This is a genomic window from Brevibacillus sp. IT-7CA2 (assembly GCF_949767855.1).
Classification (GTDB): domain Bacteria; phylum Bacillota; class Bacilli; order Brevibacillales; family Brevibacillaceae; genus Brevibacillus.
In genome coordinates this window covers 640818-662207 of record NZ_CATKQT010000022.1, presented here as the reverse complement: position 1 = coordinate 662207, position 21390 = coordinate 640818, and the positions used below count along the sequence as shown (strand labels likewise).

General features: G+C 45.9%; 18 protein-coding genes. 1 reads left to right on the top strand and 17 read right to left on the bottom strand.

Translation table 11 applies throughout. The features are described from left to right. Window positions 1-9 precede the first annotated feature (9 nt). The 13 genes from ACM6JA_RS16155 to ACM6JA_RS16095 all read right to left on the bottom strand — a co-directional run bounded on the left by ACM6JA_RS16155 (window position 10) and on the right by ACM6JA_RS16095 (window position 16955). Window positions 10-972 (bottom strand): AAA family ATPase, encoded by a 963-nt coding sequence (locus ACM6JA_RS16155; protein WP_414853100.1) that lies wholly within the window; start codon window positions 970-972, stop codon window positions 10-12. Window positions 973-1081: 109 nt separating this feature from the next. After that, a complete protein-coding gene (locus ACM6JA_RS16150) occupies window positions 1082-1900 on the bottom strand; it encodes a hypothetical protein (protein WP_414853099.1) in 819 nt (272 codons plus the stop codon). Between the two features lie 107 nt (window positions 1901-2007). Next, window positions 2008-3483, bottom strand: coding sequence for a protein adenylyltransferase SelO (locus tag ACM6JA_RS16145; protein WP_414853098.1), 1476 nt, complete (start codon window positions 3481-3483; stop codon window positions 2008-2010). Window positions 3484-3630: 147 nt separating this feature from the next. After that, the gene (locus ACM6JA_RS16140) at window positions 3631-4035 is read right to left on the bottom strand and encodes a YidH family protein (protein ID WP_414853097.1); all 405 of its coding nucleotides are present in this window, start codon (window positions 4033-4035) and stop codon (window positions 3631-3633) included. Between the two features lie 88 nt (window positions 4036-4123). Beyond that, complete coding sequence (locus ACM6JA_RS16135; RefSeq protein ID WP_414853096.1) at window positions 4124-6160, bottom strand: (Fe-S)-binding protein; 2037 nt, start codon at window positions 6158-6160, stop codon at window positions 4124-4126. Between the two features lie 97 nt (window positions 6161-6257). Next, window positions 6258-7286: an alcohol dehydrogenase catalytic domain-containing protein gene (locus ACM6JA_RS16130; protein WP_414853095.1), complete on the bottom strand. Its 1029-nt coding sequence runs from the start codon at window positions 7284-7286 to the stop codon at window positions 6258-6260. Between the two features lie 33 nt (window positions 7287-7319). Beyond that, window positions 7320-8819: an aldehyde dehydrogenase family protein gene (locus ACM6JA_RS16125; protein WP_414853094.1), complete on the bottom strand. Its 1500-nt coding sequence runs from the start codon at window positions 8817-8819 to the stop codon at window positions 7320-7322. Window positions 8820-8861: 42 nt separating this feature from the next. Next, complete coding sequence (locus ACM6JA_RS16120; RefSeq protein ID WP_414853093.1) at window positions 8862-10520, bottom strand: flavin-containing monooxygenase; 1659 nt, start codon at window positions 10518-10520, stop codon at window positions 8862-8864. Between the two features lie 170 nt (window positions 10521-10690). Next, on the bottom strand, window positions 10691-12136 hold the full coding sequence (locus ACM6JA_RS16115) for a DUF1254 domain-containing protein (RefSeq protein ID WP_414853092.1): 1446 nt from the start codon (window positions 12134-12136) through the stop codon (window positions 10691-10693). Window positions 12137-12205: 69 nt separating this feature from the next. Continuing rightward, window positions 12206-13582, bottom strand: coding sequence for an aspartate aminotransferase family protein (locus tag ACM6JA_RS16110; RefSeq protein WP_414853091.1), 1377 nt, complete (start codon window positions 13580-13582; stop codon window positions 12206-12208). A 103-nt stretch (window positions 13583-13685) separates the two neighbouring features. Next, a complete protein-coding gene (locus tag ACM6JA_RS16105) occupies window positions 13686-14480 on the bottom strand; it encodes a helix-turn-helix domain-containing protein (RefSeq protein WP_414853090.1) in 795 nt (264 codons plus the stop codon). A 76-nt stretch (window positions 14481-14556) separates the two neighbouring features. Continuing rightward, the gene (locus ACM6JA_RS16100; protein ID WP_414853089.1) at window positions 14557-15969 is read right to left on the bottom strand and encodes a DUF1254 domain-containing protein; all 1413 of its coding nucleotides are present in this window, start codon (window positions 15967-15969) and stop codon (window positions 14557-14559) included. A gap of 41 nt (window positions 15970-16010) precedes the next feature. Then, entirely contained in the window at window positions 16011-16955 is a 945-nt protein-coding gene (locus ACM6JA_RS16095) for an alpha/beta hydrolase (RefSeq protein WP_414853088.1), read from the bottom strand. A 108-nt stretch (window positions 16956-17063) separates the two neighbouring features. Between ACM6JA_RS16095 and ACM6JA_RS16090 the strand changes: the two genes are divergently transcribed. Continuing rightward, window positions 17064-17759, top strand: a complete 696-nt coding sequence (locus ACM6JA_RS16090) for a response regulator transcription factor (RefSeq protein WP_414853087.1) — start codon at window positions 17064-17066, stop codon at window positions 17757-17759. A gap of 47 nt (window positions 17760-17806) precedes the next feature. Here the strand turns inward: ACM6JA_RS16090 and ACM6JA_RS16085 are convergent, their stop codons facing one another. Genes ACM6JA_RS16085 through ACM6JA_RS16070 form a run of 4 tightly spaced genes read right to left on the bottom strand, consistent with a single transcriptional unit; the run spans window position 17807 to window position 21379 of the window. After that, window positions 17807-18958 (bottom strand): acyl-CoA dehydrogenase family protein, encoded by a 1152-nt coding sequence (locus ACM6JA_RS16085; RefSeq protein ID WP_414853086.1) that lies wholly within the window; start codon window positions 18956-18958, stop codon window positions 17807-17809. Between the two features lie 13 nt (window positions 18959-18971). Next, a complete protein-coding gene (locus ACM6JA_RS16080; protein ID WP_414853085.1) occupies window positions 18972-19445 on the bottom strand; it encodes a MaoC/PaaZ C-terminal domain-containing protein in 474 nt (157 codons plus the stop codon). 29 nt (window positions 19446-19474) lie between these two features. Then, complete coding sequence (fabG, locus tag ACM6JA_RS16075; RefSeq protein ID WP_414853084.1) at window positions 19475-20224, bottom strand: 3-oxoacyl-ACP reductase FabG; 750 nt, start codon at window positions 20222-20224, stop codon at window positions 19475-19477. A gap of 12 nt (window positions 20225-20236) precedes the next feature. Further along, window positions 20237-21379, bottom strand: a complete 1143-nt coding sequence (locus ACM6JA_RS16070; RefSeq protein WP_414853083.1) for an acyl-CoA dehydrogenase — start codon at window positions 21377-21379, stop codon at window positions 20237-20239. Window positions 21380-21390: the final 11 nt, after the last annotated feature.

Sequence of the window (21390 nt, the reverse complement as noted above, 5' to 3'; positions counted from 1 at the left end):
TTCACCTCCTTATTTGGCATAGGCATCTCCTTCCTTGAAAAAGTATAGCTTCCATAGGTACTCATCGCCCAACAAATGATAAATCTCGGAAATATCTTGCTGCGTTCCGTAGTTAATCTTCATGTGCATTTGAATCAGGTTGACGACTTCGAAGATAAAATCATCTTCGAATCCTAATTCTTTTAAGAAATGGCAAGCAATTTGCGCAGAAACATGCTCATGTCCGTAGTAGGAGTAATGGCCTTTCATCGGCTTGTAGGTTTTGCAAAATGGTTTTCCTGTATCGTGAAACAAGGCGACCACTTGCATGAGAAATTTGTCTTCTTCCGTGTAAAAGGCGTTTACGTAATCGAAAACATGATAGGTATGCTTGCACAAAGGGTACTGATGATAAGGGTTTTCCTGATTAAACTGATACATTTCCTTGAAAATCGGAATGGCATTCAACCTGTCGAACAGCTCTTCATAGGAGGGTTCATTTTGAAGCAATTGAACGAACTCTTCTTTTTCAATGGCATAAGGAACTGGTTCGTGCAAGAGATGAATGTGATCCCAGCCTTCATTCTTAATGGGAAAATGGAAGTTCTTCCGCATCTTTGCCACGATGTATTCGTCTACGGTTCTCTTTCGGGATCGATTTCGCTCCAGGCATACAGAATAGGGAACATCGACGTAATAACATTCTTTTTGGACATCGGGAAATTTGGCAAGGACCTTCATTCTTTTCTCTCTGTCAATATTGGTTGCATCTAAGATGACATTCTTTCCATTCGCCAGCTCCGTTGCGATTTTCGAATAAACCTCAAAAAATACTTGCGCTGACTTTTTTTGTTTTCGCTCATCACCGAATAAGTTTTGGCGAATTTCATCCGTAGACACGATGGTTGCCCGTTCCTTTTTGGCAATTTCTTGTGCCCACTTGCTTTTGCCACTGCCCGCAATGCCTGACAGGACGATTAATTTCTTTTTCACTTATATCTCACCTCCTTTCAATAAAAACATAATTTCGACATGCTTTTCCAATATTATACACACTTCGCGTATAGATGGCACCCTTCTTTATTCCTAGATTTTCCGTTCTTTACAGCCACGGACTAAAGAAATTCTGTACAGCTTGCTCGGAATAGCTATCTTCCCCCCGCCAATTCACGACGGCAAAAAAGTCATTCTTCCCGCCACGCCCTGGTCTGTCCTTGCTTGGAGCCAAGATCCCTGCGGATGCAAGAATTTCCATGAACACATCTCGTTCATTCTTGCTAGATGGAAAGACACCATGGAGGCGCTTCTCCAATTGACGGGCGGCATCGGTTGGTTCACTGCTCGCGATGATGGCTAGCACTTGACGGAGAATGGCTACATCTTCTTCCTGTACCGTAAGATTTTCTTCTTTCCATAATAGCTCCAGATCAAGCATGACGTACAAAAGGTAATTCAGGCGGATGCCGCCCCACTTGATTCTTTCGAAATTCAATACATTCAAATCTTCACTCGTATACTGCTCTCGGCTTGCAATATGGTAGCGGTCACAAAGATGGCAGTCTCCGTACATGGCGAAATAGGTGCCGTTTTCTGGATTTATATATTTGCCGACGTTACTTTCGAACGTATGGGCTGTCAAAGACTGAGTCAAAGCCCAGCTAGACAAGGCGCTGCGCAGGTACACCTTTCGCGTCGATAGACTGTGTAAAAATGCTGCGGCGACTTGCTCTTTCGTCACTTTTTCATGCAGAGCAATGATTTTGTCTATGCACTCCTCGTGACTGATCGTTAGCGGGTCAAACATGAGACCTTTGCTTTTTGCGTATTCGAAATCTTCTCCCGAAAAATCGTATGGGCGACTCTTCCACCCGTTGCTGCTCCAAAATGTTTTCATCAAGATTTGCTTTGCTTTTTTATCCATAAAACGATTGCTCCTTTTTTCTTTGCTTTCCATATTTTAGCGCTAATCCGACGAATGAGAAAAGAGTCCAACGTGTGAAAGATCGTTGGACTCTGATTGCGTTGCTACTACGTTCCGCAAAACGTTTGGTAACGACATGCTGATTCCGCTGGTAAAGTCGTATATTCTACCTGTTCAGGCGTGTACGCATATGGATCAGAAAGGACTGCCAAAAGCCGTTCCATCACAGTGTAGTCGCCCTCTTTCCATGCTGCTTCCAACGCTTCTTCTACACGATGGTTGCGAGGGATGACTGCCGGATTACTCTTTTTCATTAACTGTTGTACCGCAGCGGTGTCTTCTGGCTGTCTCGTTAGTCGCGCTTCCCACTGATCACGCCACTCCGTGAATTCTGTCGTGCCAAACAGCACGGTATCTTCTGGTTGATTAAGCGTGAGCGCACGGAATGTATTCGTATAGTCTGCACGATGCTCTTTCATCATGTTGAGCAGACCTTCGATCAACGCCTCGTCTTGCTCCTCTTCGTTAACCAATCCGAGCTTTGCCCGCATACCTGTAAGCCAATGCCTGTGATACAGCTTGCTAAATTCGGCAAGAGCATCTTCGGCAATTTTCACAGCCTGCTCTTCATTTTCATGCAGCAACGGCAATAAGCTTTCCGCAAAACGAGAAAGATTCCACACGGCAATGTACGGCTGATTTCCATAAGCGTAGCGGCCTTGAACGTCAATGGAGCTAAATACCGTTGCAGGATCATACGAGTCCATGAAAGCACAAGGACCATAATCAATGGTTTCGCCGCTGATCGCCATGTTATCGGTGTTCATAACCCCGTGTATAAAGCCAACAAGCTGCCACTTAGCAATCAACTCCGCTTGACGCTTGATGACTCCTTTCAGCAGGAGAAGGTAACGATTTTCTTCTGCTTCTATCTCTGGAAAATGTCTTTGCAAGGTGTAATCAGCTAACGCGCGGAGATCTTCAATCGAGCACCATCTTGCCGCGAATTGGAACGTGCCCACTCTGATATGACTGGCAGCCACACGCGTTAAAATGGCACCAGGCAACTCGGATTCACGATAGATAGACTCGCCGGTTGTCACTACTGCGAGGCTGCGAGTAGTAGGAATACCGAGTCCATGCATGGCTTCGCTAATAATGTATTCGCGCAGCATCGGGCCAAGGGCTGCTCTACCATCACCACCGCGTGAATAAGGCGTTCTGCCTGAGCCTTTCAGTTGGATATCAAAGCGCTCGCCTGAGGGTGTAATTTGCTCGCCAAGCAGGAGAGCACGACCGTCACCCAGCATGGTAAAATGACCGAATTGATGTCCGGCATATGCTTGTGCGAGAGGCATTGCGCCTTCTGGTGCCTCGTTTCCCGCGAGCATGGCTACAGCATCGGCGCTTTGGAGAGCTTCTGCGTTCAGCCCGAGCGACTTTGCCAATGACTCGTTAAGAATAGCGAGCTTCGGTGAATGCACAGGAGGTGGGCTCAGTCGGGAGTAAAATGATTTCGGCAGGGTTGTATAGCTGTTGTCGAAGTTCCATCCCGGCTTGATCGTTGTTTTTTTGTCTGTCATTGTATCTCCTTTTTCGATTGATGTATTTGAATGGAAGTAACTGTACACTTGATACATTTTGCCAATTTATTATACCCTTTTCATGCAAGATTGGAGCACATTGGTCAGGTGAAAAAACAAAAAAACACCAGATTTCTCCTCGACGTTTTAGTTCGGTGTTAACAATATGATGCCCACTAAAACCATGAGAACCATCGTAATAAAAATTAAACTGGTAGAGACTAGGTAGATACCTGAAACGGGCGAGCGAAACGTTTCATCATTGATCCCTTTTCGCTTCCTGACATAATCCCGAGTAGCAAATGCAATAATAGAGCCTCCAAATAAAACAGAACCGATTCCGATGATATCCGTTACGACTTGAACAAACTTGGATGTAGATTGGAATAAGACGCCGTAAGCCAAAAATCCCAATCCAACGATTGCGAGGCTTGTTCGAATCCAGGCAAGATAGGTGCGTTCATTTGCGAGATGTTGTTGAACATATTTGGAGTCGATGGTTTTCTCTGTATGCTGTAATTCGTGCTCGTTTTCAAACAATACTCTGCCCATTGCTGACACACTCCTTTCATTGGAAGCTAAAATTCAGAAAAACATGCGCTCCTCCTGCCAATGGACAGCGCATGTCGTTCTCATCTGTTTATATAGCCTTCTCCACAATTTCTGCGATGTCTAAAGTTTTGACGAGGTCTTCTGCTTCTTTGGCTTTTACGCCATCGCTCATCATCGTCAAGCAATACGGACAATTGCTGCCAATCGTAGTAGGTTTGAGGACGAGAGCTTGCTCTGTTCGCGCGATATTCACGCGTTTCCCTTGCGTCTCCTCCATCCACATCATGCCCCCGCCTGCCCCACAGCACATCGCGTCTTCCCTGTTTCGTTCCATCTCCAAAACCTGTACACCCGGGATCGTTTTGAGTATTCGACGAGGCAGATCATAAATGTTGTTATAGCGCCCGATGTAGCAGGAATCATGATAAGCGATGCTTTCGGTGACTTCCTTCGAGGGCTTTATACGTCTTTGCTGAATGAGCTCCCAAATCACCTCGGTGTGATGGTAGACTTCTGCTTCCAGGCCAAATTCAGGATATTCATGTTTGAACGTGTTGTAGGTATGCGGACAAATCGTCACGATCTTTTTCACCTGATGCTCCTGAAACTGGGCGATGTTTTCCTGACAGAGCTGCTGGAACAAAAACTCATTCCCCATACGCCGAGCGGTATCACCGGAGTTACGCTCCTCATTGCCCAGAATGGCAAAACTCACACCTGCCGTGTTCATAATTTTCGCGAAAGCTTGGGCAATCTTTTGACTGCGGAGATCGAATGAACCCATTGAGCCGACGAAGAATAAGTACTCGAAGTACTCGAATTCCTCTACTTCCTTTACTGTCGGAACCACGATATCCTCTCTTCCCTCACGCCACTTGATACGTTCCTTGCGATTAATTCCCCATGGATTGCTTTGTCGCTCTACGTTTTGGAAGTAACGTGTAGCTTCATGCGGCATAGAGCCTTCTGTCAGGACGAGATAACGGCGCATGTCCACGATTTTCTCCACATGCTCATTCGCGACCGGGCATTGGTCTTCACAGTTGCGGCAGGTCGTACAAGCCCACAGTTCTTCTTCGGTAATGACATCGCCTACGAGATTGACTGCGGCACTGGTGACTGCTACCTCCGAATTTGCTGAAGAGGCAGTCAAAAGCGAGGGTATCCATGGTGACTTTGAAGTAAGCGATACGCCTTTTTCTGTTAAATGATCGCGCATTTTTACGATCAGATCCATTGGCGACAATGTTTTGCCCGTACCCGAAGCAGGACACATATTCGTACATCTGCCGCATTCCACACAGGCGTATAAGTCAATCAATTGATTTTGCCGAAAATCCTCAATTTTGCCGACCCCGTATGTTTCTTGTGTTTCATCCTCGAAATCGATGGCCGTCAATTTGCCTACAGGCTTCGTATCCCGAAGAAATACATTAATTGGGGCAAACAGCAAATGCGCATGCTTGGATTGTGGAACGTACACCATAAACACCAGCAAAACAATCAGATGAATCCACCAGAAGATGTAGAACAAAACCCCTGCTGTTTCTGTGCTGATCCCCGAAAACCATCCCGCAATGAGGGCAGAAATGGGCGAATACATGTCCCCTGTTCGCCCCATATACAGGTGCTCAAAAGCAAGGCTGAACAAAATGGAAGTCATCAATGTGGAGAGGAAAATAAGGACGAGACCTGATTTTAGGCCGCGCTTTAAGCGCTTTAACTTTTCAATGTAACGACGATAAAAAGCGTAGAGCGTAGCGAGTAATACCAGAAAGGTAGTCATCTCCTGCGAGAGACTGACATACTTGTGGAGAGCACCGATTGGATACGCAAAGTCATGGAAAAATCCTTTCAGGATGAGCTCAATTGCCCCAAATTGAAGAATGATGAATCCGTAGAACATCACGAAATGCATAATCCCGCTTTTCATGTCCTTAAACAGCTTTTTTTGTCCGAAAACTTGGATCATAAACTCCTGAATTCGCTGTCGTGTATCTGGTCGAAGCTGCGATTTCTTGCCTAGCTTGATGAAAATGACCCTGCTCCTAACCAAGTATGCTGCCAAATAGACCGCATAGGCCGTTATCGCCAAAAATGCGAGGAAATTCAAAATACTAAGCATGGATAACACTCCTTTCGTCAGCGAAAAAAGAGTCTGCCGACCATCCGACAGACTCTTCCTCCTGCTTTGCAATTGTCTCTGTTAGGATTGGCTTTTCTTATTCGAATTTTGTCACAACATACGTTCCCGTTAACGTGTTATTGCTCATTCCTTCGAAGAGGTCATTTACTTCCGACAGGGATACTTCACGATTGACCATTTTTCCAGGTGCCAGCTTCCCTTGTAAAACGAAGGACAGCAAGGAGGAATAACCATGAACCGGCATGCCAAAGGTAGAGATAAAGCGAATCTCTTTCTTGAGCATCTCTGTGACTGGAAGCGTAACGTTCCCGCCATCATGCGTAACAATACCACCTTGCAGATGACGCCCGTCTTTTTTTAGGCTCAAGATCGAGTTTACGCATGTTTCCGAATGTCCAAGTGAATCGACGGATACGTCTGCCCCACCCTTTGTGATTTCCATGATGGCTTCGACGGGGGTCGCTTTACGGCTATTAATGGTATACGCCGCTCCCATCTGCTTGGCCAATTCCAGATTTGTATCATGTATGTCCACACCGATTACATTCGCCCCCATTGCCGCGGCAATGTTGATCGCAGAGAGCCCCAGGCCTCCACATCCATAAATCACTACCCACTCTCCAGGTAGCACTTGCGCTTGATCGACCAACCCATGGAAGGCTGTCATGAAGCGGCATCCCAAGGCTGATGCATCGAGAAAAGGAATTTCTTCCGGCAGATGTATGACATTTCGGTCTCCTTTTGGAACGGAGACATATTCCGCGTAGCCGCCATCATAGGTCGCACCGGGGAAGGAACGAGAGTCACACAGATTTGATTTGCCGCTGAGACAGTAAGGGCATGTACCATCACTTCCGATAAAGGGTACCACCACCCGATCTCCCTTTTTAAAATGAGTAACGTCCTTGCCTACTTCCTCTACGATTCCGCAGAATTCATGCCCCAGAATACGGTTAGCGGGTTGTCCATGCAACCAAAAATGCCAGTCACTGCGACATACGCCATTTGCCATGACTTTGACCAAAATCCCGTCTTTATCAGGAGTGGGATCTTGAACATTCTGAACCTCACATTTCTGCTTATCTACCAATACTAGTGCTTTCATTATTCCTGCCCCCTGTTCTGTGTCCTGATTCGATTAATTCAGGCTAATCAAGACGCTTTTCGTTTTGGTGTACGTTTCAATCCCTTGATAACCCATTTCAGCGCCAATCCCGCTTTGCTTATGTCCACCAAAAGGAAGAGCATTGTCTGACTTCAGGTACGTATTTACCCAGACAGTCCCTGCTTCTAAGGCATTGATGACTTTATGCGCTGTCGTCAGGCTTTGCGTCCATACACCAGCGGCTAAGCCGTATTCTGTTAAATTGGCTCTTTCAATGACCTCTTCTATATGTTCAAACGGCATGACGCACAATACTGGGCCAAATATCTCCTCTTTTACAGCCGTGCAATTATCCTCAAGATCCGTCAGTATGGTAGGCTCCAGGTAATTACCGCCAGCCAGATCCCCTTCCTGAAGAATATTGCCGCCTGTTAATACGGTGGCGCCTTCTTGTTTCGCGATTTCAATATATTTTTTAACGGTTTGCAGATGCTCTTTGGAAATGAGCGGCCCCATTTGTGTGGTTGGATCTAATGGATTGCCAATTTTCATCTTTTGTGCCATTTCTACCAAGCGGTCCGTAACTTGCTTGAACACTTGCTTTTCCACGTAGAGTCGTGTGCCTGCCACGCATATTTGACCTTGATTGGTAAACATCCCCATAAATGCACCCTGTATCGCTTTGTCCAAATCTGCATCGGCAAAAATAATGTTTGGTGATTTTCCGCCTAGTTCCAGGGTGATCTTTTTCAAGGTGTCAGCGGACTTTTTCATGATGCCTTTGCCCACTTCGGTAGAGCCCGTGAATCCGATCTTGTCGATACCGGGGTGACTCGAAATCGCTTCTCCGATGCTTCTGCCCGATCCTGTCACGATATTCACCACGCCGTCAGGGAAACCAGCTTCCTGTATAAGCTCACCTAATAGCAATGTCGTCAGGGAGGTTTGCTGGGAAGGCTTTAGAATCACGGTATTCCCTGCCGCGAGTGGTGCCGCCAATTTCCAGACCGTCCCTAGCAAAGGGTAATTCCAAGGTGTGATTTGCCCACATACGCCCAAGGGCTCTCTTTGGGTATAGGCATGGAAGTTCCCACCTGATGTAAGCGGTATCGTTTGACCCGTTAATTTTGTCGCCCAGCCGGCATAGTAGCGTAAATGAGCGACTGCGCTTGGTACAAACCCATGACGGGTGAGTATAATGGTATTTCCGCCATCGAGGGTTTCTAAATAGGCAAAATCTTCTGAACGTGATTCGAGTAAATCAGCCAGCTTATGGAGAAGGTTTGATCGATTGGCAGAAGATGTGGCTGACCAATCCCCTTTAAATGCTGTTCTTGCTGCACGTACTGCGTGGTCGACATCTTCTTTGTCACCTTCATATATCGTGGCGATGACTTCACCAGTCGCTGGATTCAAAGATTCATAGATTTTACCGGATACAGAAGGAACCCATTCGCCATTGATAAACATTTTCTTTGTGTCAATAAGGAACGTTGCCACGTTTTCGTGAGGCGCTCCGAGAGTTTTGGACATGCTTTGCTCATCCCCTATCCCTATATGAAATGGTTAAATCGATCAAGAAATCGTTTCTCGAGACGACAAGGTTTGGAAGGAAAATCCCTCGTAACCTTTCGCCGCTACCTCATCACATATTTTCCGGTAATTACCTACACCACCGACATAAATGAGGAAGCCCCGAGGTTTCCCTTCGATATTCGCGCCATTGTACCAGGAATCCGTTTTCGTATAGAGTGTGGATTCAGCCACCTCTCTGCAATGCCTGCTCCAAGCCTCTTCAGCCTCTGCTTTCGCCTCTATGGTTTCAATCCCATGTTCGCGAACATACTCAAGACAATCTCCGATCCATTCTACATGTTGCTCGATCGACACAGGTACGTTGGACAATGCAGAAGGACTTTCGGGTCCGGTGATCATAAACATGTTAGGAAAACCGGCGTTGGCAAGTCCGAGATACGTTCTCGTTTGTGGACCTCCTGCCCATTTTTCCTTCAGCGAAATCGCATCTCTGCCACGAATATCGATCTTAAACAGCGGGCCTGTCATCCCATCGTAACCGGTTGCAAAAACGATCATATCCAGCTGGTATTCGGCTTCCGAGGTTTTAAGTCCCTTTGGAGTAATCTCGGCAATTGGTGCACTTTTCACGTCTACTAGGGTGACATTTTCCCGGTTGTACGTCTCAAAGTAATTGGTGTCCAGTACGGGCCTTTTCGCAGCGTAATAGTACGTTGGTTTCAAGAGCTCGGCCACCTTGGGATCTTTCACGGTTTCGTCTATCTTCGACCGGATGAATTCAGCCGCGGTTTCGTTGGAATCTGGGTTTATCAGCAAGTCATTGTATGTACGACCAAATCCGAAGCCACCCCGATCCCAAGTCTTTTGGTATTCACGTTGGCGTAGTTCCAGATCATCTTCCAACGCAGAGCGATCATTCATCAGCTTATGGAGATAGCCGGCAGTAGATTCCCGTGTTTGTCGCTTAATCTCGCTGTAGTTTGCTTTTGTTTGACGAATGAATTCCGAGTCATAAGGATGGTTCCTTGCCGGGGTACTATACCCGGGAGTCCGCTGAAAGACGAATAAGTGATCTGCTTCCTCGGCAATGACTGGAATCGATTGGATACCACTGGAGCCTGTACCGATCACACCGACTCGCTTCCCCTTGAACTCTACCTTTTCATGTGGCCAGTGTCCGGTATGGTACCACTCGCCTTCGAAGCTATCGAAGCCATAAAACTTGGGAATATTGGAGCTGGAGAGGTTACCTACCCCAGTAATGAAGTATTTTGCTGTCACACGAGTACCATCTTCTGTTTCAAGCTTCCACCTGTTCGTTTCCTCGTCGTAATGAGCAGACATGATGCGTATGTTGAACTGGATGTCACGCCGCAATTCAAACTTATCTGCTACATATTGAAGGTAACTCAAGATTTCCTTCTGTTCTGGGTACCTGGAGGACCATGTCCATTCCTGATACAGCTCCTCTGAAAACATGTAATTATAAATGATGCTTTCGGAGTCGCAACGAGCGCCTGGATAGCGATTGGCATACCATACGCCGCCCACATCAGGTGCTGCCTCATACACTCGTGTGGAAAAGCCAGCCTCCCGCAAGCGGTGCAGCATGTACAACCCTGAGAACCCTGCTCCGATGACAACTGCGTCGAAGTCGTTAAGCTGTTTCGTCTGGGATTTCTGTTGAGTAGACGTCATTATTATCTTTCCCTCCCAATGAAATCTCACTGTAAAATGAAAAAGAGAACTAAATAAAGCTTATAATTTTCTGCCTGATCGGAATATTCCTGATTCCGCATGTGTGCATTCCCTCAAAAGGAGATAGTAGAAAAATCCTAGCTATCCCCTAGAAGGAAGCTATCCTCGTTTTACTGATTCACAACCTTTACCGCTGGAAGGACAAATGTATTCTCCTGAATCTTTTCATCCGGCGTGTAAATTCGTAGTATCAAGCCAAAATTCAGCGATTCAGAGGAAGAAGGCGATGGCAACCAGTTCGACTCATGGCCGGTTGGTGCGGTGCTTTGAATGTAAATATCCAAAGAACCGTCCTCGTTATAGACTAACCCCTCCGTACGAGATCCAATGGAATAACGGTCAATCGGATTCTCAATAAAAAAGTTTTCGGCATTGTATATACTGAGTGACCAGAATGATTTGGTAGCAGGAACCTGTTCTTTCTCAAAATGAATCACGTACTTTTTGTTTCCAACTAAGGGATTTCCATCCTCACCGATGCGGGTTGAAGCATATACAGCTTCTTCTGCTGTATTGGCAGCCAGTCCATGCATGGCAGTCATGGCTCTATTAAGGTAAAACGTATCGTAAATACCTACTCGTTCATTGTTTACTCGCCAGTTGCCATTGTTAGGTTTTTGCAAAATACTAACTGACTTCTTGATGATCTCTCTTGCATCTTTTACGGCTTTCGTCAGTCCCTCTATCATTTCGGGATTGTCTCCCGCACGGAATGTTCCCTCTTGATAATCCAAACCAATCAATTCCAGCTTGCTTAAAAAAGCTTGATCCTTTTGCGGCGGAGGGTTTTGTTTCATCAAAATCGCGAGTAGTGGATAAAATTTGGACGGGTCATGAAAATCACTCGCCTCGATTTTGGGAAAATCGATGAAACTGGGTTCCTGACCTACATCTAGAGACGCCAACGTAAACTCTACCTGAATTTTATAAACATGAGGCAAATCTTTTTCCCCATTCACAAATGTTCTTCCTAAAATCCAGACCATATTGGTAGGTGCTCGAATGACTTCCACGTCACTTGGCAGGTTGCCTTTCCAATCCGGTCCAACGATCAAAACTTTGCCACCTTGATACTCATCCAAATTGGAACCGCCGATATACTCGAATGAATTCGTATAGGCATCCATGATTTGCAGCGTGAAGTATCGGTCGATTTTGGGATAGCTCAATACTTGCGGTCCTTTGGATAAATCGAGCCATGCGCTAGAGTACAAGGTGTCATTATTGGGCTTTACAAAATCTCGGAAGCTGGCATCTGCCAAGAACTTGTCATGGTGAAAAGTGTTTAGTGGCGTTTTTTGCGTATAGGTTTGCATCGTCCGAGCCATTTCTACCAGCGTATAGCCGTAAATATAGGCATCCACGCCAACACTATAGGCTAAATTGGAACGGTATGAGGATGGCGCGGATGGTTCAAGAGGTGATGGTACCGCAGCTTGATGTGGAGCACTTTTGACCTGGGAGGGTATCGATCCATTGGCTAACGTATTGCTAACCAATAGTGACATGGACGTTAGTAAGCCAAATGCTAGCAGGCATCGCTTTTTCTTTCTCATAAGACTTTCCCCCTCCGTCATTTTCTACTTTCCTTCAAAAAGGGCTAAAAAGCGATCTGATCTGCTACTTCACCCTAGCCTTTTTCTAAACGCTGCAATAGAGTCATCCAAGATGGTAATCACTTCTTCTATTTCTTGTTTGGTAATGATAAGTGGTGGAGCAATGAGAACAATATGTTCCCCCTCCAAGACATTGATACTTCTTACGATCAGTTTTCTCTTTAGGCACTCTTCAGCCACCGCGTATCCAGCCATCTTATCGGAGGAAAAAGGTTTGTCTGTGTCTCGATCTTCCATCAGTTCAAATGCGGATAAAAGACCAAGTGCTCTGCTTTTGGCTACAATCGAATGCTTATCTTGCAAATAGGCAAGTCCTGCTCGTAATTCGTGCTCCATATTTTTCGCGTTTGCCACCAGATTGTAACGTTCGATTAACTCAATGTTTTTCAGGCCTACGGCACATGCGGTTGGATGCCCGCTATATGTGAAGCCATGGGCCAAACCATACCCGTATTGAGCGATTTCTTCTCTTATTTTTTCCCGGATCACCACACCGCCCAATTGAGCATATCCACTGGTAATGCCCTTTGCGATACTCATCATGTCCGGTACGACATCCCAGTTCTCTACCCCAAACATTTTTCCGGTACGACCAAAACCACATATGACTTCGTCAGCAATGAATAAGAGTTCAAATTCATCGCACAGCTTCCTTATTGCCTGCAAATAGCCAGCGGGACTGATGCGCACTCCCCCCGCCCCTTGAACAGGCTCCAGAATGATAGCCGCAATCGTATCAGCACCTTCTCTTTCAATAAGTGCACGAACCGAATGGTCGTAGTCAGCGGCAGATTTGTCTCCTAATTCACAATCCGTAAGATGAGCTCTTGCTTGCAGGACATCATTTGCTTTCGATCCTGAAAAAAGACGGAAGCCGTCAATCCCTGTCAGCGTTTGAGCGCCAATGGTCACGCCATGATACCCATTTCGCAGGGAAATGATCTTTTGTTTTTGTGGCCGTCCTTTTAAATGCCAATAAAAGCGGGCTAATTTGACTGCTGTATCATTCGATTCAGATCCACCAGAGGTATAAAAGATTGAATTTAAATCACCGGGGGTAATGGAAGCGATCTTTTCTGCCAACCGTATAGCAGGTTCATTGGAAAAGCCAAAAAACGATGCTCCATAGGCAAGCTTTGACATCTGTTGATGGGCAATGTCAGCAAGCTCTGTTTCACCATGGCCGACATTTACATTCCAAAGCATGGATACCGCATCAATATAGCTGTCTCCATGTACATCCTTTACTCGTATACCCCTCCCCTCGGAAAAGATGAGTTTGGGGCCTTGTTCGAATTGGTTTTTTGGCACTGACGCTGGATGTAAATAGTGTTTTTTATCCCACTCGACTAATTCTGCAATCGTGTTCATGGATAGCTCTCGCATTTCTCATTCCTCCTCTTTTTCCTCATCGTACAATGGTTCGCTTCCTTTCGAATTGTACAAATCGGAATCAGAGGGATCATGGGCTGGATGTAATGGCGCATTGCTAGATATACAAGTTCCTAAATTGATGAGGGGTGAGATGGGTCATTTTTTTAAATTCTCGAATGAAATGTGCGTGATCATAGTAGCCATTTTCAAAAACGATATTCAGCATATTGTTTTCTGGCATTTCCAATAGCATTCTTACTGAACCTTGAAATCGAATCATTTGGCTAAATTGCTTGGGGGATAATCCAATCCATTCCTCAAATTTTTTCCGCAAATATCGCTCTAAATATCCAGTATCCTGCGATAATTGCTCAACCGTTATTTTTCCACGCGTGGCGTATATATGCGCAACACAATAATCAACAATTTTTCGAGGGGCATCCAGACTTGGTCGATTAGGTTTCATGCTCTGGTTGAACCTTTCCACTCTCTCATCAAAAGATTTTGCAAGGGCGATTTTTTCTATTAGACATGGGTCTATCACCGTGCAGTCCTCTATTCGTAACAGCTTATTGAGGAGCTCCTTCATCGGATATTTCCAAGTAAACAGGTTTCGCTCGGGTAATAAACGAATCCCGAAGTACTCCCTTCCCTTTTTTACATGGAGTTTCATTCGTTGAGTGACTCCCATGTATAAAAAAGCAGTCGCTTTTTCTGAACTATATTCAAAAAGTAAATCCGAGCAGCCGTCCGGAACAGCCCAAATATTGCTGAGTGAGTCCATCCTTGTTTTAAACTGATAAAAACAGGCTATGTTTTGACTGTTTAGAGCCATTTTGCTCTTCTTCTCTGCTAGAACTACACTGTTACATGCCCCTTCAGGCTGAATCGGACAATAAGGGGGAATCATCTCTCGGTCAGCCTCCCTTTTACAGCTTAGCTCCCATTAAGAAAACAGCGTTTCGAATCTCTTGAAAGTATGGTTCTTATTTTACTTTTTGTACCATTGGAATTTCGTAATGTCCTTCCAGTACACTCCGCTTCGGCATATAAAGTCGGAGCATCAAGTTAAATTCATCAGCTGGTGTCGGCAGCCAATTGGATTTTTTTCCTTCTGGCGGCGTATTCTGTATGTAAATATCAAGAGAGCCGTCAGCATTGTATTCCAGTTCCTTCGTACGGTCGCCAATAGCGTATCGATTGAGCTCGTTTGGCACGAAGTAGTAGTCAGCTCCATACATCGTTAACGACCAAAAGGCATCAACAGGAGGCAGCTTATCTTTGGCAAAGTGAATGACATATCGATGCTCGCCTGTTAATTTATTGCCATCGCCATCTACATTCGTCCTTTGATATACGCTTTCGCTCGGGATATTGGCGCCAAATGCCGTACGTGCCACGACAGCGCGCTTTAGGTAGTCCACCCCATATGTACCGTAATCAAGGTTTAAGCTCCAACCATTTTTCCCTTTTTCTTTAACAGCGCTTGCCATTTTAATTATCTCTTCCCCATCTTTTGCAGCCCGGCGTAGTCCTGCGAGAGTGGCTTCATCCAGACGACTCTCATCAAAATCGACGGAGGGAACGATCCCGATCTGTTCAAATTGATAGACTAGAGCAGCGTCTGCTGGAGCAGGCTGATTGGTTTTCATGGAGCTTGTTAGCACGCGATAGAACGACAGCGGATCATTCTCGTTGAATAAATCAGTAGGAGCGGCTACTGAAGTGATAGATTGCGTTGAGGGATGAAGGCGTGTTATCGTCGTTTGTTTTTGAAGTGCGGTTACCTTTGGGATGTCTTTCTCTCCCTCTATCAAAATACGACCGCCAGCAAGTACAGTATTGGTAGGGGACTTGATCACGTTCATATCGGCGGGCGGGCTTCCCTCCCAGTCTGGCCCAACGATCATGTATTTGCCTGCTTTTGTCCCTGTCGTTCGTGTGCCAATATATTCAAATGAATTGGTCCAGGCATCCATGAATTGGATGGTATAGTATCTAGTGTTGAAGTCGGGGACATGCAGAATCAAAGGTCCCTGAGTGAGGTCAAGAAATGCTGCTGAGTACAAGGTATCGTGATTCGGTGAAACAACGCCTCGATAATCGGCTCCGGGTAAGGATTGGTGATGATAGAACTGATTCACATTCCTGTTTTGCTGGAGAGATTGCAGCTTCTTTTTTTCCATCGCCACAAGAGGATAACCGTATATGAAGGCTTGAGCCCCCAGACTGTAGGCTAGATTCTCACGTGCTTGATTGGAGGATGCCGCTCCTTTTGTCACCGCTGGCACAGAGGTGATAGTCTGCACAGGCGCTGACAAGGCTGTGTTACTAACAAAAATGGGCATTGTTGCAAGGGTGGAAGCTAGTATAGAAATGAACAACTTTTCCTTCAGCATGGATGCACGCCTCCCTTCGCTTAACTTTTAATGGAGTGAGCTTAGCTGGTTATGGCCTGGTCAAGCTTGATGAGAAAATCTCCAATTCTACTAATCGTTCCTTTGATTTGTTCAGAGAATACTGCCATATTCGTGAAGTAGCCATGTACCAAGCCTTGCTCGCAATACGTCTCGACCATAACGCCTGCTTTCTTCAAGCGTTCGGCATAGGCGATTCCCTCATCGCGCAGAACATCAAATTCAGCAGTGATCACAATTGCCGGAGGAAGATCACTCAAATCATTTGCTACTAATGGAGATACATATGGATTGCCTTTATCGTAGGTATGATTGATATAATGGTTGGAAAACCAAATCATCAGGTCGCGATTCAGACCAAAGCCTTCTTGAAAATCCATATAAGATGGAGAGTCAAAACGCATGTCCGTACACGGGTAGATAAGAACCTGAGCGGCAATAGCCGGCCCACTCTGCTCTTTCGCGAGCAGCGAGACGACCGCAGAAAGATTTCCTCCGGCACTGTCACCACCAACAACCAAGTTGGAAGCGTCTCCATTTATAACCGAAGCATTTTCACTGACCCATTTTAATGCTGCATAAGAGTCTTCTAGCGGAACTGGAAATTTGTGCTCTGGAGCTAGCCGATAATCGACAGATACAACGATTCTTCCCGTTTGGTTTGCCAGCATTCGGCAGCTCGCATCTACTGTTTCAAGGTCGCCAATTACCCAACCGCCACCGTGATAGTAGACAAAGAGAGGAAAAGGACCTTGACCATCAGGCGTATAGATTCGGATCTTTATGTGGGTATCCTGTCCAACAGGAATCAACCTTTCCTCTATGCTTACGAGCGATGCAAGCTCCACCTCTACTGGGGGCATTCGAGCATATAAATCTCTCACAGCTTGCGGTTCCATTTTATGAAGGGCAGGCAATTGATGAAGCCTTTCCACATACATTTTCGCTTTTGGGTCTAAATTCGCCACAAAACATCATCCTTTCCTTAATAGACCTACCTAAAGCTTATTAATTTCTGTATAATAAGAATATTCCCATTTTGTCGTGTGTAGATTCCCCCAAAAGGAGATGACAAAGTGACTGCAATCTATACCATAGAGGAACATGTTCGAAAACTTGAGGCCATTTCCAGTCATGAAGAAAAACTGTATAAGATTCTTGAACTTTATTTGGAACTCTTTCCCGTTCATGATTCTTATTTATATAGGTACTCTCCTATCGGGTATTTTGCAGAGGGAATTATTTCGCTCTCCTCGAAAGGATTAGGTCATATACGAGAAAGACGTGATGATATTCGGTCTTTTGATATCATCCAGTCAGCCATCCGTGAAAGGAAGGCAAAATATTGTTCTGGCATCGAATTTTTTAAGCAAACCAGCAGTAAATATGCCCATTCTTCAAAAGAAACGTCCATTTTAATTGTTCCCATTTGCTACGGTTCCGTTGTGATTGGATTTGTTTGCACAAAACAATTCCATGATGGCGTGTCAATCAATGATGAGCTGCTTGCGTCTACTACTCTTTATGGCAAGCTTGTTGGCAAATTCATTGAGGACTTTAAGGGGGCAGAAAATTCTTCCCAATTAAGCAAGAGAGAACTAGAAGTCATGAAAAGAATAGCTTGGGGAGAAAGCACAAAGGAAATGGCTGATTCCATGAATATTAGTGAATTGACAGTGAAGCAGTATGTAAAGTTTGCGATTCAAAAGCTAGGAGCCAACAATCGGTCTCATGCTGTTGGAGAGCTGTACCGGAAAGGGATTATCTCATAATATAAACAAGCCGACAGCGGTAACTGTCGGCTCTTTCTATGCTTTTTTCATGAAAAAGCGGATATTCCCAATATTTCGCGCCCAATAATCAGTTTTTGAATCTCATTCGTTCCTTCTGCAATGGTAAAGTAACGAATATCGCGGTAATAGCGTTCAACCGGAAATTCTTTCGTGTATCCGTAGCCGCCGTGAATTTGCAGGGCCTCTTCCGCTATTTTCAATACCTGTTCGGTCGCGAAATATTTGGCCATCGAGCATTCTACTTTGCAAGTCTTCCCCTGATCCAGCAAGTGGCTTGCTTGCAGACCTAGTAAACGCATCGCGTTCGTCAGCGTCACCATCTCACTTATTTTTGCTTGAATGAGTTGAAACCCACCGATGGGCTTGCCAAATTGAACCCTTTCTTTGGCGTACTTTACAGAAGAGTCAATGCACGCTTGGGCGATGCCTGTAGAAATAAAGGCGACCATGGCGCGAGCGCTATTGAGAAATTTAAGCCCCTGTCTTAATCCATCCCCTACTTTTCCTAGCAAATTTTCTGCAGGAATCTCGCAATCTTCAAAGATCAATTCAGCGAACGGACAACTGACCGTACCCATCTTTTCAATTGGTTTGGTTTGATAACGAGAGACGCCCTTCTCTACTATAAAAGCGGCAATCCCGTCGATCCCTTTGGATTTATCGGTTTGCGCGATGACGATTCCGATCTCCCCTTCCAAACCATTGGTGATAAACATTTTGGAGCCGTTGATGATCCACTTGTCTCCTTTGCGTTCAGCTCGCGTTTGAATGCTGGATGTGTCCGAGCCGACATTCGGCTCCGTTAGGGCAAAAAAGCCGAACTTTTCCCCCGTCATTAACGGTTGTAAAAATTTTCGTCGTTGCTCTTCCGTACCGTATTCATAAATATGAGTCAATACCGAATTGGAAAGCCCGACGGTCGCGCGCAAGGAAGGCCAGACTCTGGACAACTCTTCGATCATCGTAAAGTAGGTAGTATGATCCAGCCCGTGCCCGCCTGCCTCTTCAGGAAGCAGTCCACCTAGAAACCCGAACGGGACCAGTTTTTTGACGATGTCCTTCGTTACGGCTTTTCCTGATTTTTCGTACTCATCGACCATGGGATGTATTTCTCGATCCAAGAATCTTTTTAGCGTATCCCTGATCATCGTTTGCTCATCTGATAAAACGAGAGACATGTTACGTTCCTCCTCATGACCGTCTTGCTTTCTCTCTTAAAATCATCATCGGCGTTGTCCCTTCCTGCACTACCTCGCCTCTTTGGTTTACCACTTTTCTCTTAAAATAAACAATTCCCCGATCTGGCTTGCTGGTTTCTTCTTTTCCTATGATTTCTATATCTAGATGGATGGTATCGCCGAACTTGAGAGGTCGCAGAAACCTCCATGAATTAATACCCAATAAGGCTATCATGGTGGAAGACATGCGCCTATTCAGTTCAGTCCTCGTAAATAAGCCAGAAGAGACAGTCAACCCAAGAAGGCCATGTGCAATCCGTTCACCAAAAATGGTGTCTTTGGCGTATTCTTCATCGACATGAAGCGCGTTATAGTCACCAGATAATCCTGCGAAATTCACAACATCCGTCTCGGTAATGGTTCGGGCAGGGGATAAAAAGCTCTCCCCCACCTCAAAGTCTTCAAAATACAAGGGCTCCTTCGCCAACGATGATCACCTCCGCTGCTTCATCAATCTCAACCAAATCTCCCACCGGAGACGTGCAGGATGTCACCCGAGATATAGGAGGATTCGTCGGATGCAAAAAACAAAACCGCATTCGCCACATCTTCCGGCAATCCAATCCGTTGAATCGGTGTATCTCTCTTTTGCAGCTCTTTGATTTTTTCATATTTCGGATGGTTTTTTACCGCATCCGTTTCGATCATCCCTGGTGCAATTGCATTGACTGTGATGCTGTTTCTCCCCAATTCCTTAGCGAGAGCTCGGGTAAGACCAACGACACCAGCCTTCGCGGAAGAGTAGTTCGCCTGCCCTGGGTTTCCGAGATGAGCTCTGGAGGCTATATTGACGATTTTTCCGTAGTTTTGCTCAATCATATACGGGGAAGCATATTTGCAGCAGAGAAATGCCCCCTTCAGGCAAACGTCGACGACGAGATCCCAGTCGTCCTCTTCCATGTCGTTGATTCGCGCATCTCGCACGAGTCCTGCATTGTTGACGAGAATATCAATTCTCCCGAAGGTCTCGATCGTCTTTTCTACAATCCTTCGGGTATCCTCCGCCTTTGATACATCCGCCTCCACAGCAATTGCCCTTCCACCGCTCTGATTGATTTCTCTCGCAGTCTCTTCACATGTCTGCCTATTTACATCCGTAACGGTGACAAGGGCTCCTTCTTGAACCAGCTTTTGCACAATGGCCTTGCCAATCCCTTTGCCTGATCCGGTAACAATCGCTACTTTCCCTGCAAATCGCATAAGCATCTTCCTTTTTCGCTATTCTTTAAGCACATATCCACTGATCACAAGACGCTGAATTTCATTTGTTCCTTCATAGATTTGAGTGATCTTGGCATCTCGCAAGTAACGCTCTACGGGGTATTCTCTCGTGTACCCATTCCCTCCGAAAATCTGTACAGCTTCGATCGTGACTTCCATCGCGGTATCAGCAGCGAACAGTTTCGACATGGCAGACTGAAGCCCATATGGAATCCCTTGGTCTTCTCGCCAAGCTGTTTGATACGTCAGTAAACGTGACGCTTCGATTTTGGTCGCCATATCTGCTAATTTGAACTGAATCGCTTGGAAGCTGCCAATCGATTTCCCGAACTGTACGCGCTCCTTGGCATAAGCGCACGCCTTTTCAAATGCGCCTTGCGCAATACCCAACGCTTGGGAAGCGATGCCGTTGCGACCACCATCGAGCGTCATCATCGCAATCTTGAAGCCTTCTCCCACCTGACCCAACAGATTGTCCTTCGGAACGCGACAATCTTGCATGATCACTTCGGTCGTGGAGGATGAACGAATGCCGAGTTTTTTCTCCTTTTTTCCGATAGAGAAGCCAGGGAAGTTCTTCTCCACGATAAACGCAGCGATGCCTTTATGCTTTAATGCCGGGTTCGTTTGGGCGAAGACGATGTAGATGTCTGCATGGCCGCCATTGGTAATAAAAATCTTGGAGCCGTTCAACACCCACTCGTCGCCATCCATAATGGCCGTTGTTTTCATTCCGACCGCATCGGAGCCAGAGCCCGGTTCTGTCAAACAATAAGCCCCCATGCTTCTACCTTCCGCCATGGCGCGCAAATAGGTTTGCTTTTGCTGTTCGGTGCCGAACTTGTACACCGGCCACCCGGCTAATGAAGTATGGGCAGAGAGGGTAACACCTATGGAAGCATCCACCCTCGACAGTTCTTCTACCGCGATCACATAACTCAAGTAATCGGCACCAGCACCGCCGTACTCTTCCGGCCAAGGGATTCCGCACAAGCCCAGCTCGGCCATCTTGTGCCAGATTGCCATGTCAAAATACTCTTCTTCATCACGTTCGGCAGCAGTAGGCTCGCATTCATGGAGCGCAAAGTCGCGAACCATTTTTTGCATCATTTGATGTTCTTCCGTTAATTGAAAATTCATCGTTGCGTCTC

Bases quoted from the DNA above. Each gene is read 5' to 3' on its own strand.
- ACM6JA_RS16140 (WP_414853097.1), bottom strand. From the start codon at position 4,035: ATGGGCAGAGTATTGTTTGAAAACGAGCACGAATTACAGCATACAGAG.
- ACM6JA_RS16100 (WP_414853089.1), bottom strand. From the start codon at position 15,969: ATGCTGAAGGAAAAGTTGTTCATTTCTATACTAGCTTCCACCCTTGCA.
- ACM6JA_RS16150 (WP_414853099.1), bottom strand. From the start codon at position 1,900: ATGGATAAAAAAGCAAAGCAAATCTTGATGAAAACATTTTGGAGCAGC.
- ACM6JA_RS16130 (WP_414853095.1), bottom strand. From the start codon at position 7,286: ATGAAAGCACTAGTATTGGTAGATAAGCAGAAATGTGAGGTTCAGAAT.
- ACM6JA_RS16085 (WP_414853086.1), bottom strand. From the start codon at position 18,958: ATGTCTCTCGTTTTATCAGATGAGCAAACGATGATCAGGGATACGCTA.
- ACM6JA_RS16145 (WP_414853098.1), bottom strand. From the start codon at position 3,483: ATGACAGACAAAAAAACAACGATCAAGCCGGGATGGAACTTCGACAAC.
- ACM6JA_RS16120 (WP_414853093.1), bottom strand. From the start codon at position 10,520: ATGACGTCTACTCAACAGAAATCCCAGACGAAACAGCTTAACGACTTC.
- ACM6JA_RS16135 (WP_414853096.1), bottom strand. From the start codon at position 6,160: ATGCTTAGTATTTTGAATTTCCTCGCATTTTTGGCGATAACGGCCTAT.
- ACM6JA_RS16125 (WP_414853094.1), bottom strand. From the start codon at position 8,819: ATGTCCAAAACTCTCGGAGCGCCTCACGAAAACGTGGCAACGTTCCTT.
- ACM6JA_RS16110 (WP_414853091.1), bottom strand. From the start codon at position 13,582: ATGCGAGAGCTATCCATGAACACGATTGCAGAATTAGTCGAGTGGGAT.
- ACM6JA_RS16115 (WP_414853092.1), bottom strand. From the start codon at position 12,136: ATGAGAAAGAAAAAGCGATGCCTGCTAGCATTTGGCTTACTAACGTCC.
- fabG (WP_414853084.1), bottom strand. From the start codon at position 20,224: ATGCTTATGCGATTTGCAGGGAAAGTAGCGATTGTTACCGGATCAGGC.
- ACM6JA_RS16105 (WP_414853090.1), bottom strand. From the start codon at position 14,480: ATGATTCCCCCTTATTGTCCGATTCAGCCTGAAGGGGCATGTAACAGT.
- ACM6JA_RS16070 (WP_414853083.1), bottom strand. From the start codon at position 21,379: ATGAATTTTCAATTAACGGAAGAACATCAAATGATGCAAAAAATGGTT.